Origin of the sequence: Streptomyces sp. Y2F8-2 (assembly GCF_014905555.1) — a bacterium.
In the GTDB taxonomy this organism is placed as follows: Bacteria; Actinomycetota; Actinomycetes; order Streptomycetales; family Streptomycetaceae; genus Streptomyces; species Streptomyces cynarae.
The window spans coordinates 145287-171593 of record NZ_BNGS01000010.1; the positions used below are offsets into that span (position 1 = coordinate 145287).

A 26307-nucleotide genomic window follows, 5' to 3' on the forward strand; every position below is an offset into this window, starting at 1 on the left:
CGTTACGGAACCGTGCACGTCGCTGCCGCCGACTCCCTCCGGGGCGGCACTATTCTCTGGCTGTCGCACGCACAGGGGGGTAGGTGAGGCGGCGATGGAACGGCTGGGGGCCGGGGATCCACTGGGGGTCCCCCCGGGCTTCAAGCTCCGGGGGAGCGTGGGGGGCTATCGGCTGCTGGCGCGGCTGGGGGCCGGCGGAATGGGCAGCGTGTATCTGGCCCGCTCCGACCGGGGCCGTACGGTCGCGGTGAAACTCGTGCGGCGGGAGCTGGCCGAGCAGGAGGAGTTCCGGGCCCGGTTCCGGCAGGAGGTGCAGGCCGCGAGGCGGGTCGGCGGGTACTGGACCGCGCCCGTCCTGGACGCCGACACCGAGGCCGACATCCCCTGGGTCGCCACCGGGTACGTCGCCGGGCCGACCCTCCAGACCGTCGTCTCGCAGGACCACGGTGCGCTGCCGGAGCGGTCCGTGCGCGTGCTGGCCGCCGGGCTCGCCCACGCCCTGCAGGACATCCACGCCGCCGGGCTGATCCACCGCGACCTGAAACCGTCCAACGTCCTTGTGACCATCGACGGCCCCCGGGTCATCGACTTCGGCATCGCCCGCGCGCTGGAGACCCTCACGGGCGCCGGGTACACGCGCACCGGGGCGCTCGTGGGGTCGCCCGGGTTCATGGCGCCCGAGCAGGTGCGGGGCGACCGCGTCACACCCGCGTGCGACGTCTTCTGCCTGGGCTCCGTACTCGCGTATGCCGCCATGGGCACCCTTCCCTTCGGGGGCGCGAACAGCGGGGTGCACGCCCTGATGTTCCGCATCGCGCAGGAGGACCCGGACCTGGAGGGCCTGCCTCAGGGGCTGGCGGACCTGGTGGGGGACTGCCTGCGCAAGGACCCGGCCGCGCGGCCGACCCCGGCGCAGATCCTGGAACGCACGGGCGCCGACGACACCCTCAGCGAGGGCCGCAGCCGCGACCCGTGGCTGCCGGGCGCCCTGGTCGCCCAGCTGGGGCGCCATGCGGTGCGGTTGCTGGACACGGAGGATCCGGAGGATCCGGAGGAACGGGAAGGGCTTGAGGGTCCCGAGAGGCCTGGGGGTCCGGAGGGTCCGCATCGGCCCGGGGGGCCGGAGGGTCCGCAGAGGCCGGGGGGTCCGGAGGGCCCGCAGGGGCCCGGGGGTCCGGAGCGGGCGGGAGCGGGGGCTTCCGGGACCGCGGATGCGCCCACGGCTCCGGCACCCCTGCCGGCTCCCACGATCCCGGGGCCGCGCCCCGCCTCGGGCGCCCCCTACGGCGCGGTACCGCCACCGCCCGGCGTCTTCGGGCCGCCGCCGCAGCACCCCCGGCCGCCCGCCCCCGGAGGCTGGGGCACGCCGCCGTACGGTCCGTCCGCGTACGGTGACCCGGCGCCTGCGCGGCGCAGCGGACGTTTCACCGCCCTGCTGATCCTGGTCGCCCTGGTCGTCGCCCTCGGTGCGGGCGGTTCGGTGTACGCGGTGCTGCGCGGGGACGGGACCGGCACCACCGGCGGCGGCACCCCGTCGCGGACCTCCGCCGCGCCCACGACCCCCGGCCCGAGCACGCCCGGGCAGCCGTCCCCGTCGGCCTCGGCGTCGGTCTCGGCGTCCGCGTCGGTCTCGGCCGGCACCGGTTCTCCGGGTGCCGTCCCCGACGCCTACCTCGGCACCTGGACCGCCGCGATCGACAACGCCACCGGGCACAACACCCGGCGCCTGGTCATCCGGCAGGGCGGGGTGGGCGACACGGTGCTGTCGCTGACCGCCGACGGCGACACGTACCACTGCGTCTTCCGGGCCGAGCTGGCCGAGAAGCCCGCCGCGAACGGCCCGCTGAGGATCGGCCCGTCCACGGTCAGCGGCGGCCGGCCGGCGTCGTCGTGCACCCCGGGCGGCGCGTCAGAGCTGACGCTGCTCCCGGACGGCCGTCTCAAGCGCGTGAACACGACCACCGGCGAGGCCCTGACCTACACGAAAACGGGGTAGGCACAGGCCCGGTCACCCGGTCACCCGGTCACGGTGGTCACGGTGGTCACCTGGCCTCCGGCGGCCGCTGCCGGGGCATGTTGGGCCGTGCGCCCGGCGGGGGGAACCGCCCCGGCAGGGTGCCCTCGGGACGGGGCGCCGCCGCGCCCGACGACTGCATCGCCAGCGGTGCGGACCCCGTGCGGAACTCCGCCATCCAGTCCGCCGTCTCCGCCCGCACCAGCTCCGTCACGTCCTCGGAGAACCGCCGCAGCACCGAAAGGCAGCGCTCCGCCGCCTCCGCCGCGGTCCCCTCCGTCGGCCCCAGCACTTCCCGCACGCTCTCCGAGGCCCAGTCGAACTGCAGCGCCTGCAGTCGCCGCCCGATCGCCTGTGCCGTCGCCACGTCCCGCATCCATCCGGACGTCACCCCGAAGTACCGGTCCCCGGCCACACACGCCACCCCCACCAGCAGCGACAGATACGCCCACGGCGCCACCCCGTCCGCCACCCCGGTCAGATCCAGCAGCGGCAGCCCGGCCCCGCACACGGCGCCCACCGCCGCGCCCGCGCGCAGCACCTGCGCCCCCCGCCGTTTCCACACCCGGTTCGCGAGGTACCAGGCCGCCGTCTCCAGCGCCCGCCGCTCCACCCACCGGTACAGCTCGTCGAGCCGCTGCGCGGGCTCCCCCCAGTCGCCGTGCGGGAACGGCCGGCCCATGAGGTCGCCGGGGGCACCGGGGTCGCCCGGGTCGCCCGGCCGCAGCCCCGCCGCTCCGTCGCCCCGCCCGTCCTGGAGCGGACCCTCGGGCTGCATCTCCGGCTGACTCACCCGGCACTCCCTACCTACGGCTATGACGTTCCGCGATGCACAATCCCCTGCACGTTCCGCGGTACGTGCGCTGCTCACTTCGTGCACCCCCGCAGTGTGCTCGTGACGCATGGTGCTGAAGCGCCGCACCCTTCCTACCGCCGGGCGGGTGGCGGGCAACCTGGTTTCGCGGCTTTTCCGCCCGGAAGGGGGCCTTGGTCGGGTATACGACGCTCGGCAAACTCACTCGAAAGAGTGCCGCCATGGGTGGGAACCGAGTCCGGACGGGCTACCCCAGCGCGCACCCCGGTGACCACGTAGGCTCGTGCCGAGGCGGCAAAACCCCGCCCTGACATCCGTACTCGCATACGCACATCCGAAGCCGAACCGTACGAGGCAGGAGCTGATCGTGATTCCCGGTGGTGGGCAGCCGAACATGCAGCAGTTGCTCCAGCAGGCGCAGAAGATGCAGCAGGACCTCGCCAACGCGCAGGAGGAGCTGGCGAGGACCGAGGTCGACGGTCAGGCGGGCGGCGGCCTGGTGAAGGCGACGGTCACCGGTGCCGGCGAGCTGCGCGCCCTGGTCATCGACCCCAAGGCGGTGGACCCGGAGGACACCGAGACCCTCGCCGACCTGATCGTCGCGGCCGTCCAGGCGGCCAACGAGAACGCGCAGGCGCTCCAGCAGCAGAAGCTCGGCCCGCTGGCCCAGGGTCTCGGCGGCGGCATCCCAGGCCTGCCGTTCTGAGCCCACCGGGCGGTCGTCGCCCGGGGAAGGGTGTCCACCGGACCGTCCCTTCTGCGAAAGGCGAGCGCCAACTACCGTACGTACGAAGAAACCGAGCCCGGCTACCGTACGTACCGAAGCCGTACCGAAGCTCTTCAGGAAAGGCAGTCCGTTGTACGAAGGCGTGGTCCAGGACCTCATCGACGAGCTGGGGCGGCTGCCCGGCGTCGGTCCCAAGAGCGCGCAGCGGATCGCCTTCCACATCCTGCAGGCCGAGCCGACGGACGTGCGCCGCCTCGCCCAGGCGCTGCTCGAGGTGAAGGCGAAGGTCCGCTTCTGCGCGACCTGTGGCAACGTCGCGCAGGAGGAGCTGTGCGGCATCTGCCGCGACGCCCGCCGCGACCCGTCCGTCATCTGCGTGGTGGAGGAGCCGAAGGACGTCGTCGCGATCGAGCGGACCCGCGAGTTCCGGGGCCGCTACCACGTGCTCGGCGGCGCGATCAGCCCCATCGAGGGCGTGGGCCCGGACGACCTGCGCATCCGCGAACTGCTTGCACGACTGGCCGACGGCACGGTCACCGAGCTGATCCTGGCCACGGACCCGAACCTGGAGGGCGAGGCCACGGCCACGTACCTCGCCAGGATGATCAAACCCATGGGCCTGAAGGTCACCCGCCTGGCCAGCGGCCTCCCGGTGGGTGGCGACCTGGAATACGCGGACGAGGTCACCCTCGGCCGCGCCTTCGAGGGGAGACGACTCCTAGATGTCTGACGCCACGCTGCACGCGACGACGCAGGACCCGGACGACTTCGCCGTCCAGATCGCGGACCAGATCGAGAGCTTCCTGGTCGCCGTCACGGAGGTCGCGAAGGGCGACGAGCCGGACTCGGCGGTCCCGTTCCTCCTGCTGGAGGTCTCCCAGCTGCTCCTGGCCGGAGGCCGCCTCGGCGCGCACGAGGACATCGTCCCCGACGAGCGCTACGAGCCGGACCCGGGCCCGGAACCGGACGTGGACGAGCTGCGTGAACGGCTCGCCGCCATGCTGGACCCGGTCGACGTCTACTCCGAGGTCTTCGACCCGTACGAGCCGCGCAAGGCCCCGGTCCCGGCGCGTATCTCCGACGACCTGGCGGACGTCATCACGGACCTGCGCCACGGCATGGTCCACTACCGGGCGGGCCGCACCACGGAGGCCCTGTGGTGGTGGCAGTTCTCGTACTTCTCCAACTGGGGCGCCACCGCCTCCGCCACGCTCCGCGCCCTGCAGTCCGTGGTCGCACACGTCCGCCTGAACCAGCCCCTTGAGGAACTGGACGGCCTCGACACCGACCAGGACCTCGGCGACGAGATACTCGCGGAGGAGGCCGGCCGGGTCATGGCCGAGGAGATCGCGGACCCGCTGGGGCTGCGGTCGGTGAAGTAGGCCCGCGGGGACACGGGCCGGGCGCTCACACCAGCCCGCCGACCCCTTTTCCGAGGGTGCTCAGACCTCCGGCCAGCGCGAGCAGCAGGACGAGGGCCCGGGCGCGCCGCTCGGGCACGCGTCCGGCGAGCGCCCTGCCGATCAGGGCTCCTGCCGCCAGGGCCAGGGCGGCGAGGGCCCAGACGGGCGCGGTGAGCCGGGGCGGTCCGTTGGACGCCACGGACACCGCGTTCACGACGACGCCGTAGAACTGCGCGTTCGGCACGAACTCCCGCACGCTCCACTCGGCGTTCAGGGCGTACAGGGAGACGGGCGGCCCGCCGACCCCGGCGGCCGAGTTCATGAACCCGCCCAGGCCTCCGGCGACGACGGCCCCCCGGCCGCCGCGCAGGGCAGGCACCCGCAGACCCCGCATGACCAGCGTCACCGCCACGGTGACGAGCGCCCCCATGGACGCCAGCAGCAGGGGTTCCGGCAGCTGCCGGGCCACCCACGTCCCGGCGGGCACGGTGATCACGGCGGCGACGCACAACGGCACCATCACCGGGGCCCGCACCCTGCGCCACCCCTCGGCGATCCCGACGACACTGATGGCCCCCGCGGCACAGTTGGCGAGCACGACGCCCTCGGCGGGGCCGAGCAGCAGCACGAGCGCGGGCACGGCGACGAGAGCGAACCCCATCCCGGTCAGCCACTGCACACACCCGCCGAACAGCACGATCGCCGCAAGCAGCACGTCTCCCGCCCACCCCTGCGTCACGGGTCGGCATCCTCGCGCCCAAGGGCGTCACGCGTCCATGGCGCTCATCCTTGAAAGGTGATGCGCACCTTCGGGCTGTGACTCGCGGCACGTTTCGCGTACCGTCCCGGCCGTGGGGCAGATGCCGTGCTGAGCGGCCTCGGGTGCCGACGGAAAGCGGTGGTGAAAAACCGTCGTACGGCCGTCGTACGTCCGAAGAAAACCGGGATGATCCGCGCGTGAGCGGGACATCTCACCATGCGGTACCCCGGAAGGGAAATTGGGTCGCTCGATAGACTGAGCCGACCGCACCTGCGTCTCGCAGGCGCGGAAAGAGACGGACTGAGCGAGGAGCGCACGTGGGCCTTGTCGTGCAGAAGTACGGAGGCTCCTCCGTAGCCGATGCCGAAGGCATCAAGCGCGTCGCCAAGCGGATCGTGGAAGCGAAGAAGAACGGCAACCAGGTGGTTGTCGTGGTTTCCGCGATGGGCGACACGACGGACGAGCTGATCGATCTCGCCGAGCAGGTTTCCCCGATCCCTGCCGGGCGCGAGCTCGACATGCTGCTGACCGCCGGAGAGCGGATCTCCATGGCACTGCTGGCCATGGCGATCAAAAACCTGGGGCACGAGGCCCAGTCGTTCACCGGCAGCCAGGCAGGTGTCATCACCGACTCGGTCCACAACAAAGCCCGGATCATCGACGTGACGCCCGGCCGCATCCGGACCGCGCTGGACGAGGGCAACATTTGCATCGTCGCCGGCTTCCAGGGCGTCAGCCAGGACAAGAAGGACATCACCACGCTGGGCCGTGGTGGCTCGGACACCACGGCGGTGGCCCTCGCGGCCGCCCTCGACGCCGAGGTGTGCGAGATCTACACCGACGTCGACGGCGTGTTCACCGCCGACCCGCGCGTGGTGAAGAAGGCCCGGAAGATCGACTGGATCTCCTTCGAGGACATGCTGGAGCTGGCCTCGTCCGGGTCCAAGGTGCTGCTCCACCGCTGTGTGGAGTACGCCCGCCGCTACAACATCCCGATCCACGTCCGCTCCTCCTTCAGCGGGCTGCAGGGCACGTGGGTCAGCAGCGAGCCAGTCCTTCACAAGACACAGCAGCAAGGGGAAACGAAGGTGGAGCAGGCCATCATCTCCGGTGTCGCGCACGACACCTCCGAGGCCAAGATCACGGTCGTCGGCGTGCCGGACAAGCCGGGCGAGGCCGCCTCGATCTTCCGCGCCATCGCCGACGCCGAGATCAACATCGACATGGTCGTGCAGAACGTGTCGGCCGCGTCGACGGGGCTCACGGACATCTCCTTCACTCTGCCGAAGAGCGAGGGGCGCAAGGCGATCGACGCCCTGGAGAAGGCCAAGACCGCGATCGGCTTCGACTCGCTGCGCTACGACGACCAGATCGGCAAGATCTCCCTCGTCGGCGCCGGGATGAAGACGAACCCGGGCGTCACGGCCGACTTCTTCACCGCGCTGTCCGACGCGGGCGTGAACATCGAGCTGATCTCGACCTCCGAGATCCGTATCTCGGTCGTCACGCGCAAGGACGACGTGCCCGAGGCGGTCCGCGCGGTGCACACCGCGTTCGGTCTGGACTCCGAGAGCGACGAGGCGGTCGTCTACGGAGGCACCGGGCGATGACCGGGCTCCCCCATGAGGGGACGAAGCCGACGCTCGCGGTCGTGGGTGCGACCGGGGCCGTCGGTTCGGTCATGCTCCAGATCCTGTCCCAGCACGCGGACATCTGGGGCGAGATCCGTCTGCTCGCCTCGCCGCGCTCGGCCGGCCGCAAGCTGGCCGTGCGCGGCGAGGAGGTCGAGGTCATGGCGATCTCGGAAGAGGCGTTCGTCGGCGTCGACGTCGCGATGTTCGACGTACCGGACGAGGTCGCGGCGCACTGGGCGCCCATCGCCGCCGCGCTGGGCACGATCGTGGTGGACAACTCGGGCGCGTTCCGCATGGACCCCGATGTCCCGCTGGTCGTGCCGGAGGTCAACCCGCACGCCGCCCGGGTGCGGCCGCGCGGCATCATCGCCAACCCCAACTGCACGACGCTGTCGATGATCGTGGCCCTCGGCGCCCTGCACGCCGAGTTCGGGCTGCGCGAGCTGGTCGTCTCCTCGTACCAGGCCGTGAGCGGCGCGGGCCGCGCGGGCATCGACACGCTGCGGCAGCAGCTGTCGCTGGTCGCGGGCACGGAGCTGGGGACCAAGCCCGGTGACGTACGGCGCGTGGTGGGCGACAACACCGGTCCCTTCCCGGAGCCCGTCGCGCTCAACGTCGTGCCGTGGGCCGGGTCGCCGCGCGAGGACGGGTGGTCCTCGGAGGAGATGAAGGTCCGTGACGAGTCCCGCAAGATCCTGGGGCTGCCCCAGCTGCGCGTGGCCGTCACCTGTGTCCGTGTGCCGGTGGTCACCACGCACTCGCTGACCGTCCACGCCTGTTTCGAGGGCGAGGTCACGGTGGACCGGGCGCGCGAGATCCTCGCCACAGCGCCCGGTGTCGTCCTGTTCGACAACCCGGAGGCGGGCGAATTCCCCACGCCCGCGGACGTGGTGGGCACCGACCCCACGTGGGTCGGCCGGGTCCGGCGGGCCCTGGACGACCCGACGGCGCTCGAACTCTTCGTCTGCGGCGACAACTTGCGCAAGGGCGCCGCCCTGAACACCGCGCAGATCGCCGAGCTGGTGGCGGGCGAACTGGGCGCCACGGCGTAGAGCCCCGGCAGGCGGCCGACCCAGAGCCCCAACAGGCGGCAGTTCGGCCGGAAACCCCTGGCCGTTGGCTGAAACGTTTGTAGGATCAGTGTGGGTTGCACGGACCATCCCGTGGTCCGGACCTTGAATCGAAGTCTCTCGGCGTTCGAAGATTCACTCCCCGCCCTCCGCAACCGCGCGCAGGGCGGGGAGCGTCTTTGCGGTCGCCCTTCGGGGGGCTGGGCACCACCACACACGGGGCATAGGGGAAGAGCTGGTACGCATGAGGGCACTTGACGCACGGTCCGGTGCGCTGGGGGGCGCAGGAGGGGACGTGCAGAGGGATGTGCTGTCCGAGGCGAATGTGATGCCGGTCGCGTACAACCCTGGCGGGGGCAGACGTGTCCAACTTGCGTGGCAGAGGTACTCGAATTCACCGCGGTACAGGCGAGGGGCGCGGCCCTTCGTCCGCCCCGCCGCCCCCGGATGCCCGGCGCGCCCGGCGGCATGCCGGTGATCGCCCCCATGCCCGCAGCGCGGCCCACCCGCATACCGAACCAGCGCGAGGGCGCTGAGGAGACCACGGTCGCCGGCACCACGGTCGACCACCTCACCGAGACGTATCGCGCCCACTACCGCTCCCTGCTGGGTCTGGCGGCGCTCCTCCTCGACGACACCGCGTCCTGCGAGGACGTCGTCCAGGAGGCGTTCATCCGCGTGCACTCCGCGCGCAAGCGCGTGCGCGACCCGGAGAAGACGCTCGCGTATATCCGCCAGACCGTCGTCAACCTGTCGCGCTCCACGCTGCGCCGCCGCATCCTCGGCCTGAAGCTGCTGACGAAGCCGATGCCGGACATGGCGAGCGCGGAGGAGGGCGCGTACGACCAGTTGGAGCGCGACTCGCTGATCAAGGCGATGAAGGGCCTGCAGCGCCGTCAGCGTGAGGTCCTGGTGCTGCGCTACTTCGCCGATATGACCGAGGCTCAGGTGGCTCAGACGCTGGGGATATCGCTGGGCTCGGTGAAGGCGTACGGCTCGCGCGGCATCGCGGCGCTCCGTGTCGCCATGGGGGCATCGGCATGAGCAAGTACGAGGAGCGGCGCACCACCCCCTGGGGGCGCGACTCCCACGAACGACAGGAACCGACTGGGGGTCCCCCCACGCCGCTCAGGCAGTGGGGGAGGCATGAGCCGACGGATCGGCCAGGGGCCCTCGAAGCCGACCACGAGCAGCACGCTGGGAACGGAACCGTGAACCACCGCCCCGACGACCACGTCCGTGCGGACACCGGACGGGACCGCGCCGCCGCGGACCACCTCTCCGAAGCCTTCGGCAGGGACGCGGACGGTGCCGGTGACGGCCCCGGCGCGGGGCGGGACCGGCTCCTGGCGGCGCTCGGGGGCGGCGGGGCCGGGTCGGGCTCCGGCGGCGGTGGCGAGGATCTGCCCGCCGGCGACGACGGGGTGCCCGAGGGGCTCGGTTCGGACGAACTGGCGCTGCGTCGGATGCTGCATCAGGCCGTGGGCGACATCGAGCCGCGTGAGGGCAGCCTCGACCATCTGCGGCGTGCGGTACCCGCCCGGCGGGCCCGCAAGCGGCAGGCCGTGGTCGGCATGGCGGCCGCCGCCCTGTTCATCGGCACCGCGATCCCGGCCCTCATCCACGTTTCGAACGCCACTGGTTCGAACGCCGACCCGTCCATCGCCGGCCAGGCCTCACAGGCCCAGGGCAGCGCCGACCAGGGCAAGGGCCCGGACGGCGGCTCCAGCGGCTCCGCCGGCTCGGCCGGGACGTCCAGGGAGACGGGCAAGGGGAGCCAGAAGGGCAAGGAGGACAAGGGCAAGGGGGCGGCCGAGGGGGCCACCGGCACGAACCCGTCGGCCTCCGCGCAGACCGCTCCCGCGTGCACCGCGGCCCAGCTCGGCCAGCCGACCGCCACCGCGTCCGCCCCGGACTCCACCGGCGCGGTGTACGGCACGTTCCGCGTCAGCAACACCTCCACCACGAGCTGTACCGTCTCGGGCAGCGGCACCGTCACCACGGCCACCCAGGGCGCGGCGGACCCCGCCAAGATCACCGTGGTGAACCACGTCACCGGCGACCCGGCCACCGGCCTGCCCGACCCCACGCAGGAAGTCTCCTCCCTGGTGCTCAAGCCCGGGGCGGCGTACGAGGTCAAGTTCGCCTGGGTGCCCTCGGAGACCTGCCCGACCACGGGCAGCGGCAACGGGGGTGGCGGGGGCGCCTCACCCGACCCCAGCCCCTCGGACAGCACGAGCACGAGCGGCGGCGGCTCCAGCCCGGAGAGCAGCGGCACGGCACCGCAGCTCATGACGGAGGACGGCGTGGCCGACGGCAGCGTGACCGTATCCCTCACCCCGGGCACCGGCGCCGCGAGCTCCTCGACCACCATCGCGAACGCCTGCGCCGGCACGATCTACCACACGGGGATGCTGGCGGGGTCCTGAGCCCGCGGCGGCACCCGCGCGCCGGCCCGACCTGCTCTCAGAGGCCGCCCGGTCCCTGCCTCAGGCCTTGGCGGCCGGCGTCGGGCTTTCGCCGGCTGCTTCCTCGCCTGCGGCCGATTCGTCGGCAGCTTCGTCGCCTGCGGTCGACGCGCGGGTGGCCGACTCCTCGCCGGCCGCCCGCGAGGGCGCGGCCTCGCCGGTCGTGCCGGTGCCCTGCCCTTCCGGTAGGAGGCCCAGCTGTGCGTCGCGGGCGTACTCCACCTCGCGGCGCAGCAGGCGGAACCACATGAAGACCGTGAAGCCCGCGAAGACGAACCACTCGCCGGTGTAACCCAGGTTCTGGAACGCCTTCAGGTCCAGTCCGCTCCCCTGGGGCGCCGTCGCCGGTACCGCCTTCATCCCGCTGTCGGCCTTGGTGAGGGTGATCCACGCCTCGTACAGGTCGTAGGGCACCAGGTTCACCAGCGTCGCCGTGCTGATGTCCGCGGTCTGCCCGGCCGGCAGTCCGCCTGCCGCGTTCACCCCGTTCGACCCCGGGCTCTCCGGGGCCTGGAGGGCGCCCGTGACGGTGACCTCGCCGACCGGCGGCGCCGGGGCCTTCGCGGGGTCGGCGTCACCCGGCAGCCAGCCCCGCACCACCGGCAGCGCCTTGCCGCCGTCGGTCCGCAGCATGGTCAGCACGTAGAACCCGCGCTCGCCGTCCAGCTCCCGGTCCGGCACCAGCAACTGCTTGCCGTACCGCCCGCGGGCCGTGACCTGCTTCCCGGACGTCCTCTTGTCCACCGGCAGCAGCTTGGCCAGCGGCCGGGCCGCCTCCTTGCGGTCCGCGGTGACCTGCTCGCTCGCCGCCCGCTGCTCGTGCACCCGTGCCTCGAACCGGCCCAGCTGCCACGACCCCATGAAGACGCAGAAGGGGATGGCCAGCAGCACGAAGACGTTGATCCCCCACCAGCGGGGCGTCAGCAGAAACCGGTACACGCCTTCAACGGTACGGTGCCACCACCGCGGGCCCGCCCCTGGGGCCGGTCAACCCACGGCACCACCCCCCAGATGCCGCGCCGCGAAGTCCAGCTCCAGCCGGACCTGCTTGATCCGCTCGTCGACCACCAGCGAGCCGTGCCCCGCGTCGTACCGGTACACCTCGTGCACCGCATCCCGCGCGGCGAGCCGGTTCACATAGTTCTCGACCTGACGGATCGGGCAGCGCGGGTCGTTCACCCCCGCCGAGATGTACACCGGTGCCTTCACCGCGTCGACGTAGGTGAGGGGCGACGACGCCTCGAACCGCTCCGGTACCTCCTCGGGCGTGCCCCCGAGCAGCGTCCGGTCCATCGCCTTCAGCGCCTCCATCTCGTCGTGGTACGCCGTGACGTAGTCCGCGACCGGTACCGCCGCGATCCCGATCGTCCACAGCTCGGGCTGGGTGCCGAGCCCGAGCAGCGTCAGGTAGCCGCCCCACGAGCCGCCCGTCAGCACCAGCCGCTGCGGGTCCGCGAGCCCGGACGACACCGCCCACTCCCGGACCGCCGCGATGTCCTCCAGCTCGATCAGCCCGACCCGGTGCTTGAGCGCGTCCGTCCACTCGCGCCCGTACCCCGTCGAACCGCGGTAGTTGACCCGCACCACCGCGTACCCGTGATCCACCCAGGCCGCCGGGCCCGCGGCGAACGAGTCGCTGTCGTGCCAGGTCGGGCCGCCGTGGATGTCGAAGACCGTCGGCAGCGGGCCTGAGGCCCCCGCCGGCCTCTGTACCAACGCGTGGATGCGGCCGCCCGGCCCGTCCACCCACACGTCCTCCACCGGCACCGACCCGGGCGCCTCGATCCCGGGGGGATCCAGCACCACCCTGCCCGAGGTGGACCGGACGACCGGGGGCTCGGTCGCGGACGACCACAGGTACTCGACGGTCCCGTCGGGCCGGGCCGTCGCCCCGGACACCGTGCCCGGCGGTGTCGGCACCCGCACCAGCTCCCGCGTGGCCAGGTCGTAGCGGAACAGCTCGCTGCGGGCCTCGAAACCGTGCACGATCAGCAGCGCTGAGCCGTCCGGGTACCATTCCGCGGCCACGTCACCCGGCAGGTCCAGCTGCAGGTCCGTCTCCTCGCCGGAGGCGACGTCCCACACCAGCGGCTCCCACCGGCCGCGCCGCTGGTGCCCGATGAGCAACCGGGTGTCCCCGTCGACCGGAGCGAAGCCCAGGACCTCGAGGCCCAGCTCGACCGTGCCGCCCTTGGTGTCGTCCAGCTCCGCCACCGTCGAACCGTCCGGCCGCAGCACGCGCAGCGCCGAGTGCATCGCGTCGCCGTGCTCGGTGTGCTCGATCGCGATCAGCGAGCCGTCATGGGAGAGGTCGCCGACCCCGGCCGACTCGCGGTGCCGGTAGATCTCCACCGGTTCCAGGCCGGCCCGCACGAGATGGATCGTGGAACCGTCCTGGTCGGTCGAGCGGCCGACGACCGCCGTCCGCCCGTCCCGCCCGATCGCGAGCCCCGCCGGGTACGACGGCTCGAGTCCGGGAGCCGCGGGCTCGTCGGGCCCGGTACCCGCACCGGAGGCACCGGGCACGAACCGCTGGCGTCTCCAGATCCCGAACTCGTCGCCGTCCGTGTCGTCGAACCACCAGATCCACTCGCCGTCCGGCGAGAGCACGCCCTCCGTCGTGCCGGTCGCCCGGTCCGTGACCTGGCGCTGCTCGCCCGTGACGCGGTCCCAGGCGTACAGCTCGTACGTCCCGGTGGCGTTGGAGACGAACAGCGAGCGGTGCGGCGCGTCCTCCGCCCAGTCCGGCAGTGACACCCGCGGCGCCCGGAAGCGCTTCTCCCAGTCCGGCATGTCCCCGCCGCGCTCGGGCGAGGTGGACCCGTTGCTCTCAGTCATGGCCCCATAGTGCCTGGCCCGGCCGACTTCCCGCGGGCGAGGTCCGCAGCCTGTGGACGACTCGCCCGCAGACGAGGTCCGGGCCTGTGGACAACTCGGCTCCACCCCTCGGCACGCCCGTGGACGGGATCAGGCCCCGGTCGGCTCCCGGCGCCTGCGCCCCAACAGGTCCGCGAGACCGCGCCGCGTCGCCGCCAGGACCACTCGGTCCTCCGCGCGCAGAACGTAGGTCGGCGGCAGGTCCCAGACCAGCCCCGAGGCGCGGTCTGGCGGGCGCGTCTCCGGGTCCGGCGTCCGGCCGTGTTCTCCCGGCGCCGCCGTGTCCAGGGCGAGCACCCGCCACGCCCCCGCGCGGAACGCCTGGGCGACCGTCTTCCCCTCCAGCTGCGGATGCCCGGCCACGTCCACGGCGGCGAACAGCAGCACCCGCCGCTCCACCGGGATCGCCCCCAGGATCTGCCGGCCCAGCATGGCCCCGGCGAACGCCGGCGCGGCCAGGTGGGACACGCTGCGGCTGCGCGTCTGTGCGTGCGGGTGCGCGGCGCGCAGGGTGCGGTAGACGGCGGTCGCGAAGTCGTCGTCGTACAGGCGCAGGACGACCCGCAGGTCGGGCCGTACCGAGCGGGCGTACAGGACGGCCTCGAGGTTCGTCGTGTCGGAGCTGGTCAGGGCGAGCAGCGCGTGCGCCCGGTGGATCTTGGCGGCTTCCAGCACGCCTTCCTGCGTCACGTCCCCGAGTACGACCGGCACCCGCAGTCGCCGGGCCGTCGCGAGGCCGCGCGCCTCCGGGTCGCCCTCCACGCACACCACCGGGATCTTCAGCTCCCGCAGCCGGGTCATGACCCGGGTGCCGATCTTGCCGACGCCGAGCAGCACCACATGTCCGGACAGCCCGCGCGGCGGTCTGCGCAGCGCGGTTCCGCTGCGGAAGGTGCCGAGGGCTTCGAGCACGGCCGCCAGCAGCACGGGCAGGAGCAGCAACCCGACCAAGGAGGACAGCAGTTGCAGGATCTGCCGCCCGACGGGTTCACCGATGGCCGGGTTGTCGATGGCGAACAGGTCCAGCAGCGTCAAGTAGGTGGCGCGCAGCGGGGGTTCGCCGGTGACCGCCATCGACGCGATCGCGAGCCCCACCACACAGCCCACCAGCCCGGCGACCGACCAGCGCAGCCGCCGCGAGAACAGCGAACCGAGCGGTACGACACTGCGCCCGGCGGGCAGCGCCGGGCCGGTGTAGGAGACGGTCTCCAGCACGATGGTGCCGCGTCCGGTGGCCTCCGCCACGGCACTTTCGTCCGGCAGGAGTTCGGGACCCTGCTCGCCGTCGAAGCCGTCGGCCCCGGCCGGGTCGTTGACCGTCGCGGACAGCAACGCCAGCGTGCACAGCCCGGGGTCGGCGACCTGATCCGGCCGTGGCGGCGGGCGCTCCACGGCCCGCAGCATCAGCCCGTCGGTCTGCACCACCTTGGTGGTGCCGGCGACGGCGGTCGCGGCCAGGGCGGGCGCGGCGGTGTCGGCGTCGGACAGCACGGTCGTGGACGCGTCGAACGCCTCGGCGTCGCCGGTCCCGCCGGACGCCAGGGCCGCCGCCTGGTCGAGGAGTGCCTCTATGTGCTGCCCGAGCCGCCGGTTGTACAGGCGCAGGACGAGCCGCAGCCGCGGGTTGAGGCGGCGGGCGGTGAGCGCGGCGCGGATGTTGGTCTCGTCGTCGTCATAGACGAGCGCCAGCGCTGCCGCCCGGTCCACTCCGGCCTCCGCGAGCACGGCCTCGGACGCCTCGGGGGCCTCCACCATCCGTACCGAACCGGCGGGTTCGGCGCTGCGGCCGCCGCCGGACCCGGCGGCGCGCCCGTCCGTACTGTTGCCGTTGCCGTTGCCATGGCCGTTCCCGTTGCCCGCCGCGCGCGTGACCGCGGCGGAGACCCGGTCGAGCAGCGTCGAGGCGCGGGCACGGCCCACCACCGGCTGCCGGGCGACCCGGACGGCGGGCGGGACGACGAGCGTCACCTGCTCGCCGTACACCCCGCGCAACTCGGCGGCCAGCCGGTGCGCGAGCCCGTCGTCCCCGCACACCACCATGTGCGGGACGCCGTCAACCGACCCGTTCTGCTGCGGAACCCCTGCCCCCACGAGGAGGAAGACTGCCGTATCGGGGTGCTGGTTCCACAGAGGCACGTGAGGCATCGGGCCTCGCCCGCACGGGTGACGGTGACGACGGTGAAGAGCGGGGCTGCTGTCCTTGCGTCATACTCATGGTGTGCTCGGCCGGCGTCCTCGACCGCAGCCGGGGAACGAGCCCATCACCGGCCGGAACAGTCCCTGAGGGGGCCATCATGGCTGTGGATATCCCGCCCCTGCTCACACCCTCCCGCCTCAGGCGCCGAGGGGGCCTGCTGGGTGAATGCCTCGCGGAGTTCCTCGGGACGTTCGTCCTCGTCGCGTTCGGATGCGGTTCGGTCGCGACGGCGGTCGCCGCGCTGCCGGGATCAGGCCGTACCGCGGGCCCCACCACCTTCTTCCTCAGCGCCGGCGACTGGCTCCTGATCACCTGGGGCTGGGGCCTCGCCGTGACGTTCGGCATCTATGTCGCGGGCGGTGTCAGCGGCGCCCACATCAATCCGGCGGTCACGCTGGCGTTCGCGGTGCGCCGCCGGTTCCCCTGGCCCAAGGTCCTCCCGTACTGGTTCGCGCAGCTGGTCGGCGGGTTCGGTGGGGCAGCGCTGGTGTACGCGGTCTACCACGACGCGATCAACACCTTCGATCACGCCATGACGGGGCCGAAGACGAACGGGCACACGCTCGCCAGCTTCTCGATCTTCGGCACGTTCCCCGCGCCGTTCTTCCACGGCGGCATCTGGGGTCCGCTCGTGGACCAGATCGTCGGTACGGCCTTCCTGGTCGTGTTCGTCGTCGCGGTCATCGACCTGCGCAACACGGGGGTACGGGCCAACCTGGGGCCCTTCGTGATCGGCCTCGCGGTCGCCGCCATCGGCATGTCGTACGGCGCGAACGCCGGGTACGCCATCAACCCCGCCCGGGACTTCGGTCCCCGCCTGTTCACCTGGGTGGCGGGCTGGCAGAGCCTCGCGCTGCCCGGCACGCTCCCCGGCTCCTTCAGCGACTACTGGTGGATCCCGATCGTCGGTCCTCTCGTCGGCGGTGTGGTCGGGGTCCTGGTCTACGACCTGTTCATCGGCGACGTCCTGCACATCCGGGCACAGCGCGGCGAGCGGCCGGAAGCCGGCCGGGCCCGTCCGACGGAAGCCACGGACGCGGAGGCCACGGACGAGGAGTGACCGGCGGCCCGCCTCGAGGAGTGACCGGCGGCCCACCTGGACCGGACGCGCGCATCTCGGCCGGAGGGAGTCTCAACCGGAGACCGGATGCCCACCGGGCACGCGCACCAGGAGGACGGCGATGTCGTCGGTGTGCCGGCCGGTGGGCCAGATGTGCCGGACCAGGCCGTCGATCAGTTCCTCCAGCGCATGGTCGCGGACGCCGGCCAGATACCGCGCCAGGGCGTCGGTGGCCCGGTCGGCGTCGCTGCCGCGTACTTCGACGAGGCCGTCGGTGTAGAAGGCCAGCAGGGCGTCGGCGGGGAGCGGCACGCGGGTGACGGGGTACTGGAAGTCGACGTCGACGCCGAGCAGCGGCCCGGGCTCCACCTCCAGCAGGCCGACCTCGTGGGAGCCGTGGCACATCAGCGGCGGAACATGGCCGGCGCTGGCGAGGGCGATCTCCCGGCGGGCCAGGTCGAGTTGTGCGTAGAGGCAGGAGACGAGCAGGTCGGAGTTCAGGTCGGTGAGGAGCCGGTTGGTGCAGGCCAGGACCTGGTCCGGGGGTGCGCCGGCGGTGGCGTGGGCGTGGATGGCGGTCCGTACCTGGCCCATGAGGGCGGCCGCGGCGATGCTGTGGCCCTCGACGTCGCCGATGACGGCGGCCGCGGTGGTGGGGCCGAGGCGCAACAGGTCGTAGAAGTCGCCACCGACCTCGACGCCGCGGCTCGCGGGCAGGTAGCGCGCGGCCACGTCCAGTCCGGCCACGGTGGGCAGGGCGCGTGGCAGGAGCGCCTGCTGGAGGTCGTGCGCGAGGCCGTGCTGGGCGTCGTACAGCCGGGCGCGGTCCAGGGCCTGCGCGATCAGCCCGGCCATCGAGGTCATGACGGCCCGCTCGTCGGCGGAGAAGGTGTGGGGCCGGGCGTAGGAGAGGACGCAGCAGCCCACCGGCCGTCCCGTGATCACCAGGGGGAGGAAGGCCCAGGCCTGTTTGCCGCTCAGCAGGGGCGCATCGGGGTAGCTGCGGGACAGTTCGGCGGGGCTGGCGAAGAAGGCGGGGGTGCCGGTGGCGAGGACCTGCCCGGCGGGGGAGAGGTCGGTGTCGAGCGTGAGCCCGTCCAGGTGGTCGACGACCTCGGGCGGGTAGCCGTACGAGCCGAGGATCTTCAGACGGCCGGCGTCGGCGGCCGACAACACCAGGCCCTGGGCGCGGAAGGCGGGCAGGATCTGGTCCGCGATCAGTTCGAACAGGTCGCGCACGCTCACCGTTTCCGTGAGCGCGGCGGCCAGGTGGACGAGCTGGTACAGACGGCCGGTCGGGGTCACCATGACCGGTCGGCGACGCGTACTCGGTGCGGACTGCTCCGCGGCAGGGGTGATACGGACGCTGATGCCGCTGGTGTCCGGGTAGAGCTCGAAGGTCAGCCACTGGTCCGGTGGGCGCAGGGCGGTGAAGGACAGGGGGGCGCGGCTGACCACGGCCGTGCGGTAGTGGTCCTCGATCACGGGGTCGTCCATCCACGGCAGCGACTGCCAGGGCCGGGTGCCCAGCAGTCGGTCGCCGTCGCGGCCCAGCAGGCGGGCGGCGGTCTTGGTGACGAACGTGATCCTGCCCTCGAGATCGAGGGCCAGGGCGCCCTCGGGGAGGCGTTCGGCGTAGTCGACGGCGACGAGGCCGGCGTGGGCGGGGTGGGCGGGGTGGCGCGGCGTGTCGAGGGAGACGATGCGCGGCTGGTCGGGAAGCGCGGGCGGGCGTGACGCCTGGTCCAGGAGACGGGCCAGACGGCGGGCGCTGGAGGTGATGTGGTGGCGTTCGCGGGAGGTGGGCCTCCGGGCGTGGTCGGCGGGCCACATCAGCACCAGTCCGCCCCAGCAGCGGCGCATTCCGGTCACGGCGTGCGCGGCGAGCGGGAACCTGTAGGGCAGGACCGCCGCGACACGCGGGTATCGGCGGGCCATGTCGCTCTGGTCCCCGATCCACACCAGCCGTTCCTCGCGGATCGCGTCGGCGATCGGGACGGGAGCGGTGAGCGACAGCCGCCGCCAGGGGGCGGTGAACTCCAGAGGCATGCCGCATACGGCCACCAGCCGAAGCACCGGCTCCGCCTCCTCGATCAGGTAGATACCGCCGATGGAGGCTCCGGTGCGGCGCACCGTCGTCGCCAGGACCGCGTCGAGGGCATCCTCCACTCCGTCGGGGGCATCGCCCGGCGCCGGAGCCGTGCCCTTCGGCTCGTCGCCGCCACCCATGGCCATATCCGGACAATACGCCCATTGGGGGTTGCTGACATCGCAAGCGTCGCCGCTCGGGCGGGCTGCCGGACCGTCTCGCCGTTCCTCCCGGCGCGGCAGGTGCCCGGCGACCGGAAGCGAGGGCCATGGCGGCCGCGCACCACGGATTTCACCCAAAGTGATGGGCGATAGGATGGAATAGTGGGACTGGATCCCATCTGCGGCAGATGTCGCCTGTGGGTGGTGATCCGGGGACGCCGTACAACAGCCCAGCCGGAGTCGCCATGAACTCCAACCGAGCCGTCGGCACCGCCGCCCGGCTCCCGCTGCCGGCACGGACGCGGTCATGAACTTCCGTGGCGGGCGGGCAGTCCCGTGGCGCGGCCGGGCAATCCCTCGGCGCGACCGGGCCGTATATACCGGTATGCAGAGGTTCCGGTTCCCCGTGGGCCGTCTCCCGGACGAAGCTCTGCTGTCCGGGCTGGCCACCGGCGATCCGGAGCTCGCCGTCACCTTCGTACGGAGGTTCCAGCACAAGGTCTTCGGTGTCGCCGTCGCCGTCACCGGGGACCCGCAGCTCGCCGAGGACATCGCCCAGCAGACGTTCGAACGGGCGTGGCGCCATGCGCAGATCTACGACTCCCGCCGGGGTTCCGTGACGACCTGGCTGACCACCATCGCCCACAACCTCGCCATCGACGCCGTCCGGTCCCGGCGGCCGGAGCCGCTGGCGCCCGACGACCTCGAGGCGATCCTGGGCGTCGTCAGCGAGACTCCCGAGCAGTACGCCCTGGCCGACGAGGCGTCGTCGCGGCTGCGGGCCGCGGTGGCGCAGCTCCCGCGCGAACAGGGCCGTGCCCTGGTGATGGCGGGCATCTACGGAATGACGGCCCAGCAGATCGCCGACTGGGAGCACGTCCCGCTGGGCACCGCCAAGACGCGCATCAGGACGGCGATGGGCAAGTTGCGCACCACCCTCGCCCCTCCCCAGGGGAGCGACCATGCCCAGTGACGTGACCTGCGAGAAGCTGCGGGAGATCGGCGCCGAGCTGGCCCTCGGCGTTCTTCCCGCCCGGGAACGCGCCGGGGCGGTCGCCCATCTGGACCGGTGCGCGGACTGCCGGGAGTACGTCGCGCAGCTCACCCTCGTCGGCGACCGGCTGATCGGGCTGCTGCCGTGCGGCGAGCCGCCGGTCGGGTTCGAGACCAGGGTGGCGCAGGCGCTGACACGAAGCGCGCAGGGGAAGGGTGCGCGGGCCCAGGATGTGCAGACAGAGGACGCGCAGGCCCCGGGTGCGCAGGCCCCGGGTGCCCAGGTCGAGGGTGTGCCGGTCGAAGATGTGCAGGTCGAGGGTGTGCAGACGAACGGCGCGCAGGCGCTGGGAACGCCGACGCACGAAGGGCGTTCGCGCGCCCGTGAGGCCGGCATCCGGCGTCAGGGCCGGCGCGGCCGGGTGCGGCTGCGGGTCGCCTCCGCCGTGGCCGCGCTCGCCCTCGCCTTCGGGTTCGGCGGCTGGGCCGTCGGCACAGCGATCGAGGAGCTTGCGGCCGGACCCTCCAACCCCGCCGGGGCACCCACGGGCATGCTGAGGGCCGCACTGGTCTCGGCCCGGGCTTTCGGGAAGACGGCGGGCGAGATCTACGCCCACCCCGGCCCCCAGGGCTGGCTCTACATGTCCGTCGATCTGGCCGACTCCGGGACGCCGTACGACGGCAAGGTCTCCTGCCTGCTGGTGCGGCACGACGGCAGCACGGTCCGCGTCGGCGAGTTTTCCTTGCACAAGGGCTACGGCTACTGGGCCGGCCCCGCCCCCGTCGATGCCTCGACACTGGCGGGCGCCCGACTGGCGGCTCCCGACGGGACGGTCCTGGCCACGGCTCAGTTCGGCGCATCCGGTCTGGCGTAGGACGCGCCTCAGGGGCGGGCGCCCTGCCCGGTGGTGCGGCTCCGCCCGGTGGTGCGCAAGCCCTGCCCGGTGGTGCGGCTCCGCCCGGTGGTGCGCAAGCCCTGCCCGGTGGTGCGGCTCCGCCCGGTGGTGCGCAAGCCCTGATCCACCCCAAAGAGTGAACAAGCGGATGGATGTCCGGGCTGCCCACCTTCGATCGGCACTCCCACGGCGGCACCACCGCCGAACGGCACTTCCCCCTCGCGGCCGTGGTGGCGCACGGCACGAGCGCCGGCGCCACCGTGCTCCTGGTCGTGCTCGTGGCGCTGCGCCGGGCGTGAATCCGCCTCACCCCAGGGTGAGCAGAACGATGGCGACGGCCGAGCCCACCAGGCCGATCATCTGCGTCCGGGTGGCCCGCTCGTGCAGCACCGCTAGCCCGAGGACCGTGGGAATCGCCGGGTACAGGGAGGCCAGGACGACGGCGACGGCCATCATCTGCCGACGGGCCGCCCACAGATAGAGGATGAGGCCGAAGCTCGCACCCGCCCCGACGAGGACCGCCTCGACCAGCCGCCGCACGGGCTGCCGGAACCGGGGAGCCTGCCGCCAGGCGCTCGGCAACAGGAGCAGGACGGCGGCGAGACGCCCGGCGGCCACGGGCCACAGACCGCTCGCCGGGGCGGCCTGCGCGAGGCCGATGTACTGCAGGGCCACCCCCGAACTGGCGATCAGCCCGTCCACCGACGCCTCCCTCCCGTCCCCGCCCCGACCGGGGCGAGAGCCACCGGAGACGAGCCACAGGGCAGGCAGGGTGAGGCAGATCCCCAGCCAGGCCGCCCCTGTGGGCTGGTCACCCAGGAGGAACACGCCGCTCAGCACGGACAGGGCGACCCCGGTGACGGCGCTCACCGGGACCACGATGCTCATGGCTCCCCGGCTCAGCCCGCGGTTGAGGAAGTGCATGGCGGTCCCGCTGCCCACCCCCGACAGGGCGCCCCACACCACGTCCGAGGGCCGAACCGTCTCGGCAGGCACCAGAGCCGCGGCCACCACCGCGAACAGCAGACCGCCGACCTGCCCGAGGAAGGTGACCACGGTGAAGTGAACCCGGCGGGACAGCAGTCCGCCGGCGAAGTCGACGGCGCCGTAGCAGACCGCCGAGGCCAGCGCGAGAAGAGCACCCATTCACCCAACGGTTCCCAGGCGAGGGCGCTCGATCCCCCCTACAGCGGGGGCTGTTGCTCCCGATGCCCCGCTCCACTCCTCCGCCGACGGCCTTCGCGGTCCTGTGCGGGTGGGTGGCTTCACCGCCTTCGCGGTGGTGAAGCCACCCTGCCGTCTCCTCGCGGAGGCGCTGCCGCCGTCCGTAGCGCCCGAGCCGCTGCCGCCGCCGTGCGAGCCGCTGCCGCCGCCGTGCGAGCCGCTGCCGCCGCCGTGCGAGCCGCTGCCGCCGCCGTGCGAGCCGCCGCTGGAGCCGCCGGAACCCGAGCCTCCCGTGCTGCCCCCGGTGGAGCCGCCCGTGGACCCGCCGGTGGAGTCACCACGCCGGGCACTTGGCGTCGAGGCCGGTTCCGGTTCCGGGTGAGGTGACGGGGTGGTCAGGCGCTCGGGAGGGCCGCCTCGTCCCGTTCCGGCTCGGCGTGGGCGACGGTGTCGCTCAGGCCGAGGCGGAGGTGCTCGACGTGGTAAACGGCCTGGTCGAGGAGTTCGGCGACGTGGTTGTCGTAGAGGGAGTACACCACTGAGCGGCCCTTTCGGGTGCCGACGACGAGGCCGAGGTTGCGCAGCAGGCGCAGCTGGTGGGAACAGGCGGACTGTTCCATGCCGACCTCGGTGGCCAGCTCGGTCGCGGGCAGGGGGCCTTGCCGTAGGCGAGCGAGGATGAGGAGCCGTGAGGGGGTCGCCAGTGCTTGGAGAGTGGTGGCGACCTTGGCGGCGCTGGCGGCGTCCAGGTGTCCGCGCGGGACGCTTCCGGCTGGCGGTGCGGCTCCATGACCCATGTGCACATGGTACGGGGGACCTTCCATGAACACATGAATGCCTCTTCATTCGTTCCTGCTACGGTGATGGGGTCGGACTGTGTTCCGCCCCCGATCTGCGAAGGACCCCGTGTCGATGTCTTCCACTCTCACCCGTCCGGCGCCGTCCGGCGCGGTCCGCGAGGCGGTGGTGCCACGGCGCACCCGTATCTTCGCGCTGCCGGAGGCCCGGTGGGCGGCGACCGCGCTGGCGCTGTTCCTGATCGCGCTGCCGCTGTACCTGACCGGGGCGCCGGCGTGGTCGTGGGGGCCGTTGTTCGCGGCCGTCTACGTCACCGGTGGCTGGGAGCCGGGTTGGGCCGGCCTGCGGGCACTGAAGGAGAAGACCCTGGACGTGGACCTGCTCATGGTCGTCGCCGCGCTCGGTGCGGCGGCGATCGGGCAGGTGCTGGACGGGGCGCTGCTGATCGTCATCTTCGCCACCTCCGGCGCGCTGGAGGCGATCGCCACCGCCCGCACCGCGGACTCCGTGCGCGGTCTGCTCGACCTGGCTCCCGCCACCGCCACCCGTCTGATGGATGACGGCGATGAGGAGACCGTGCCCTCCGAGCAGCTGCATGTGGGTGACACGATCCTGGTGCGGCCAGGTGAGCGGATCGGCGCCGATGGGCGGGTGCTGAACGGGGCCAGCGAGGTCGACCAGGCCACCATCACGGGCGAGCCGCTGCCGGTGTCCAAGGAGAGCGGGGACGAGGTGTTCGCCGGCACCTTGAACGGCACCGGCGCGCTGCGGGTGAAGGTGGAACGGGACCCGTCCGACTCCGTGATCGCACGCATCGTCGCCATGGTCGAGGAAGCATCCGAGACCAAAGCACCGACCCAGCTGTTCATCGAGAAGGTCGAACGGCGTTACTCGCTGGGCATGGTCGCGGCCACGGTCGCCCTGTTCGTGCTGCCGCTGGTGTTCCGCGCCGACCTGCAGTCCACGCTGCTGCGCGCGATGACCTTCATGATCGTCGCCTCGCCGTGCGCGGTGGTACTGGCCACCATGCCACCCCTGCTGTCCGCGATCGCCAATGCCGGCCGCCACGGCGTGCTGGTGAAGTCGGCCGAGGTCATGGAACGACTCGGCCAGGTGGACGCCGTCGCGCTGGACAAGACCGGCACCCTGACCGAGGGCACCCCACGCGTCACCGACATCCGCCCGCTGACCGGCTCCGGCCTGAGCGAGGAGGAGCTTCTGCGGCTGGCGGCGGCGGCCGAGCACCCCAGCGAGCACCCGCTGGCCGGCGCCATCGTGGACGCCGCCCGCACCTGTGGTCTGGACATCCCGCTGGTCGATGACTTCGTCTCCGCTCCGGGCACCGGCGTCACGGCGACGGTGGCCGGTCGCACGATCACGGTCGGCAGCCCCGCACGCCTGCTGAACGGCAGCACTCACCCGGCCGCAACGCTCGCCGCCGGCCTGGAAGAGGAGGGCCGCACCGCGGTAGTGATCACTGCTGACGGCACCCCGGTAGGAGTGCTGGGCATCGCCGACCGGCTGCGCGAGGAGGCTGCCGCCACCACCGCCACACTGGGCCGCCTGAGCGGCACCGCCCCGGTGCTGGTCACCGGTGACAACCCGCGCGCCGCCGCACGGCTTGCCGCGGAAGTCGGCATCACGGATGTGCGCGCCGGCCTGCTGCCGCACGACAAGGTCGCCACGGTGCAGGAGCTGGGGCGGGCCGGCCGGAAGGTACTCATGGTGGGCGACGGCGTCAACGACGCTCCCGCGCTGGCCGCCGCCCACATCGGCATGGCCATGGGCCGGGCCGGATCCGACCTGGCCCTGGAGACCGCCGACGCGGTCGTCGTGCGCGACGAACTCGCCACCATCCCCACCGTGATCGCGCTCTCGCGCAGAGCCCGCCGCCTGGTGGTGCAGAACCTGGTGATCGCCGCCGTGTTCATCACCGGCCTGGTCCTCTGGGACCTCGCCGGCACCCTGCCGCTGCCTATGGGTGTCGCCGGCCACGAGGGCTCCACCGTCATCGTCGGCCTCAACGGCCTGCGCCTGCTGGCCGACGGCGCCTGGCGCCGCGCCCGCGCCGGGAATGAGCTGTGAGCCGCCGCCCCCGCAAAGCCGCCCCCGCCACGGCGGGCGCGACCCGTTGCACGGTCACCGTCTGCCGCGGCTGCTGCTGTGGCACGGCAAAGATCCCCGGCCTGGACCATGCCGAGCAACTCGCCCGGCTGCGGCAGGCACTCGCCGATATCGCACAGGTCCGGGTAACCGGATGCCTGGACGCCTGCGAGCACGCCAACGTGATGGTCGTCCAGCCCTCCGCCACGGGACGGGCGGCCGGCGGTCGGCCCGTGTGGCTGGGGCTGGTCAACGATTCGGACGCCACCGCCGACATCGCCGCCTGGATCACCGCCGGCGGCCCCGGCCTGGCCGACCCGCCCGGCGTGCTCGACCTGTACGCGTTCACACCTTCCCGACGTATTCGCCAGGCTGCCGAGGAATGACCCGACGCGATAGAGGCCACGCCCCGATGAGCTCGGCACGGCGCACGGTCATCCTTGGGATTCGCCAGGCCACGAAGGAGGGGGTACGCCATGCCGGCCTGGGCAAGCGCCTGTCCGAGGCGGTGTTGCCGAAGCCCCTCTTGTGGCTGAGGGGAGTGAACCGTACATCCGCGCCCACATCGAGACGGCCGTCGACGAGCGAGGCGACGGCCCTGCCATGTGCCAGATCCCAAGGGCGGTTGGGGCGGCGGACGGCCGAACAGGAGCCTTCTGGCCGTCTACGGGGCCGGCCGCGAAAGCGCAAGCCCGAGCGCCCTCGGCCACCACACTTCACGCGGCCCGGACAGTCACCCCCTTGGAGAGGCCGGCAAAGATCTTCTCCGGATTTCTCCCGAACGATCTACAGAAACCCGTCAGGGGCCTGATCCACTCACTGGACCAGGCCCCTGACGGGTACTTCACTGTCGGGGTGGCGGGATTTGAACCCACGACCTCTTCGTCCCGAATGAGGTTCGGTTGGTGATCCTGCCAGCCTCGATGGCGTTTCCGCAGGTCAGATGGGTGGGCTCGGTTGGTGTCGCGGGGCCTGGAAGGGGTTCGGGGAGCGGGTCGGCTCCCAGATGGCTCCCCGGGCGTGGTGACCACCGGCTGCGTGTAGGTCTATGCCAAGGCATCCCTGTGTGACCACAACGA

General features: G+C 72.6%; 24 protein-coding genes. 15 read left to right on the forward strand and 9 right to left on the reverse strand.

What is annotated here, in order from left to right; genetic code table 11:
- Positions 1 to 94 precede the first annotated feature (94 nt).
- Positions 95 to 1996 (forward strand): serine/threonine-protein kinase, encoded by a 1902-nt coding sequence (locus SY2F82_RS29905; RefSeq protein ID WP_200422289.1) that lies wholly within the window; start codon positions 95 to 97, stop codon positions 1994 to 1996.
- A 46-nt stretch (positions 1997 to 2042) separates the two neighbouring features.
- Here SY2F82_RS29905 and SY2F82_RS29910 read toward each other — a convergent pair whose 3' ends face one another.
- Complete coding sequence (locus SY2F82_RS29910) at positions 2043 to 2807, reverse strand: SLATT domain-containing protein (RefSeq protein WP_200422290.1); 765 nt, start codon at positions 2805 to 2807, stop codon at positions 2043 to 2045.
- Between the two features lie 388 nt (positions 2808 to 3195).
- Here SY2F82_RS29910 and SY2F82_RS29915 point away from each other — a divergent pair, with 388 nt between their 5' ends.
- The 3 genes from SY2F82_RS29915 (at position 3196) to SY2F82_RS29925 (ending at position 4937) form a co-directional block, all read left to right on the forward strand.
- Entirely contained in the window at positions 3196 to 3534 is a 339-nt protein-coding gene (locus tag SY2F82_RS29915) for a YbaB/EbfC family nucleoid-associated protein (protein ID WP_103837908.1), read from the forward strand.
- Positions 3535 to 3685: 151 nt separating this feature from the next.
- Positions 3686 to 4285 carry a recombination mediator RecR gene (recR, locus tag SY2F82_RS29920; protein ID WP_103837909.1) on the forward strand — a complete coding sequence of 200 codons (600 nt, stop codon included), beginning with the start codon at positions 3686 to 3688 and terminating at the stop codon, positions 4283 to 4285.
- A complete protein-coding gene (locus SY2F82_RS29925) occupies positions 4278 to 4937 on the forward strand; it encodes a DUF5063 domain-containing protein (protein WP_200422291.1) in 660 nt (219 codons plus the stop codon). Before recR ends, SY2F82_RS29925 begins: the two co-directional genes overlap by 8 nt.
- Before the next feature lie 25 nt (positions 4938 to 4962).
- Here SY2F82_RS29925 and SY2F82_RS29930 read toward each other — a convergent pair whose 3' ends face one another.
- Positions 4963 to 5697 carry a sulfite exporter TauE/SafE family protein gene (locus tag SY2F82_RS29930; protein ID WP_268980411.1) on the reverse strand — a complete coding sequence of 245 codons (735 nt, stop codon included), beginning with the start codon at positions 5695 to 5697 and terminating at the stop codon, positions 4963 to 4965.
- 338 nt (positions 5698 to 6035) lie between these two features.
- Between SY2F82_RS29930 and SY2F82_RS29935 the strand changes: the two genes are divergently transcribed.
- The 4 genes from SY2F82_RS29935 (at position 6036) to SY2F82_RS29950 (ending at position 10851) form a co-directional block, all read left to right on the forward strand.
- Positions 6036 to 7328, forward strand: coding sequence for an aspartate kinase (locus SY2F82_RS29935; protein WP_200422292.1), 1293 nt, complete (start codon positions 6036 to 6038; stop codon positions 7326 to 7328).
- A complete protein-coding gene (locus SY2F82_RS29940; RefSeq protein ID WP_200422293.1) occupies positions 7325 to 8404 on the forward strand; it encodes an aspartate-semialdehyde dehydrogenase in 1080 nt (359 codons plus the stop codon). Before SY2F82_RS29935 ends, SY2F82_RS29940 begins: the two co-directional genes overlap by 4 nt.
- Positions 8405 to 8869: 465 nt before the next feature.
- Positions 8870 to 9466 carry a SigE family RNA polymerase sigma factor gene (locus SY2F82_RS29945; RefSeq protein ID WP_236041892.1) on the forward strand — a complete coding sequence of 199 codons (597 nt, stop codon included), beginning with the start codon at positions 8870 to 8872 and terminating at the stop codon, positions 9464 to 9466.
- 167 nt (positions 9467 to 9633) lie between these two features.
- Positions 9634 to 10851 (forward strand): hypothetical protein, encoded by a 1218-nt coding sequence (locus SY2F82_RS29950; RefSeq protein WP_236041875.1) that lies wholly within the window; start codon positions 9634 to 9636, stop codon positions 10849 to 10851.
- A 60-nt stretch (positions 10852 to 10911) separates the two neighbouring features.
- Here the strand turns inward: SY2F82_RS29950 and SY2F82_RS29955 are convergent, their stop codons facing one another.
- From SY2F82_RS29955 to SY2F82_RS29965, 3 genes are all read right to left on the reverse strand, one after another.
- The gene (locus tag SY2F82_RS29955) at positions 10912 to 11829 is read right to left on the reverse strand and encodes an SURF1 family protein (RefSeq protein ID WP_200422295.1); all 918 of its coding nucleotides are present in this window, start codon (positions 11827 to 11829) and stop codon (positions 10912 to 10914) included.
- 48 nt (positions 11830 to 11877) lie between these two features.
- Complete coding sequence (locus SY2F82_RS29960) at positions 11878 to 13728, reverse strand: prolyl oligopeptidase family serine peptidase (protein WP_200422296.1); 1851 nt, start codon at positions 13726 to 13728, stop codon at positions 11878 to 11880.
- A gap of 129 nt (positions 13729 to 13857) precedes the next feature.
- Positions 13858 to 15807, reverse strand: a complete 1950-nt coding sequence (locus tag SY2F82_RS29965) for an NAD(P)-binding protein (protein ID WP_200422450.1) — start codon at positions 15805 to 15807, stop codon at positions 13858 to 13860.
- A 254-nt stretch (positions 15808 to 16061) separates the two neighbouring features.
- On the opposite strand from SY2F82_RS29965, the gene SY2F82_RS29970 reads away from it, so the two are divergent.
- On the forward strand, positions 16062 to 17024 hold the full coding sequence (locus SY2F82_RS29970; RefSeq protein WP_200422297.1) for an MIP/aquaporin family protein: 963 nt from the start codon (positions 16062 to 16064) through the stop codon (positions 17022 to 17024).
- Positions 17025 to 17096: 72 nt separating this feature from the next.
- Here the strand turns inward: SY2F82_RS29970 and SY2F82_RS29975 are convergent, their stop codons facing one another.
- Positions 17097 to 19253, reverse strand: coding sequence for a SpoIIE family protein phosphatase (locus SY2F82_RS29975; RefSeq protein WP_200422451.1), 2157 nt, complete (start codon positions 19251 to 19253; stop codon positions 17097 to 17099).
- A 406-nt stretch (positions 19254 to 19659) separates the two neighbouring features.
- On the opposite strand from SY2F82_RS29975, the gene SY2F82_RS29980 reads away from it, so the two are divergent.
- Entirely contained in the window at positions 19660 to 20247 is a 588-nt protein-coding gene (locus tag SY2F82_RS29980; RefSeq protein ID WP_200422298.1) for an RNA polymerase sigma factor, read from the forward strand.
- Positions 20237 to 21142, forward strand: coding sequence for a hypothetical protein (locus SY2F82_RS29985; protein ID WP_200422299.1), 906 nt, complete (start codon positions 20237 to 20239; stop codon positions 21140 to 21142). Before SY2F82_RS29980 ends, SY2F82_RS29985 begins: the two co-directional genes overlap by 11 nt.
- A gap of 8 nt (positions 21143 to 21150) precedes the next feature.
- Here SY2F82_RS29985 and SY2F82_RS29990 read toward each other — a convergent pair whose 3' ends face one another.
- Positions 21151 to 21291: a hypothetical protein gene (locus SY2F82_RS29990; RefSeq protein ID WP_200422300.1), complete on the reverse strand. Its 141-nt coding sequence runs from the start codon at positions 21289 to 21291 to the stop codon at positions 21151 to 21153.
- A gap of 24 nt (positions 21292 to 21315) precedes the next feature.
- Between SY2F82_RS29990 and SY2F82_RS29995 the strand changes: the two genes are divergently transcribed.
- Positions 21316 to 21462, forward strand: coding sequence for a hypothetical protein (locus tag SY2F82_RS29995; RefSeq protein ID WP_200422301.1), 147 nt, complete (start codon positions 21316 to 21318; stop codon positions 21460 to 21462).
- 7 nt (positions 21463 to 21469) lie between these two features.
- Here the strand turns inward: SY2F82_RS29995 and SY2F82_RS30000 are convergent, their stop codons facing one another.
- Positions 21470 to 22309, reverse strand: a complete 840-nt coding sequence (locus SY2F82_RS30000; protein WP_200422302.1) for an EamA family transporter — start codon at positions 22307 to 22309, stop codon at positions 21470 to 21472.
- Between the two features lie 109 nt (positions 22310 to 22418).
- On the opposite strand from SY2F82_RS30000, the gene SY2F82_RS30005 reads away from it, so the two are divergent.
- A complete protein-coding gene (locus SY2F82_RS30005) occupies positions 22419 to 22709 on the forward strand; it encodes a hypothetical protein (RefSeq protein WP_200422303.1) in 291 nt (96 codons plus the stop codon).
- Positions 22710 to 22722: 13 nt separating this feature from the next.
- On the opposite strand, the gene SY2F82_RS30010 is transcribed toward SY2F82_RS30005, so the two are convergent.
- On the reverse strand, positions 22723 to 23124 hold the full coding sequence (locus tag SY2F82_RS30010; protein ID WP_200422304.1) for a metalloregulator ArsR/SmtB family transcription factor: 402 nt from the start codon (positions 23122 to 23124) through the stop codon (positions 22723 to 22725).
- A 115-nt stretch (positions 23125 to 23239) separates the two neighbouring features.
- Here SY2F82_RS30010 and SY2F82_RS30015 point away from each other — a divergent pair, with 115 nt between their 5' ends.
- Together SY2F82_RS30015 and SY2F82_RS30020 are read left to right on the forward strand one after the other, a co-directional pair.
- Complete coding sequence (locus SY2F82_RS30015) at positions 23240 to 25210, forward strand: heavy metal translocating P-type ATPase (RefSeq protein ID WP_200422305.1); 1971 nt, start codon at positions 23240 to 23242, stop codon at positions 25208 to 25210.
- Positions 25207 to 25614: a (2Fe-2S) ferredoxin domain-containing protein gene (locus SY2F82_RS30020; protein WP_200422306.1), complete on the forward strand. Its 408-nt coding sequence runs from the start codon at positions 25207 to 25209 to the stop codon at positions 25612 to 25614. The genes SY2F82_RS30015 and SY2F82_RS30020 overlap by 4 nt, the downstream gene beginning before the upstream one ends.
- The last annotated feature ends 693 nt before the right edge of the window (positions 25615 to 26307 follow it).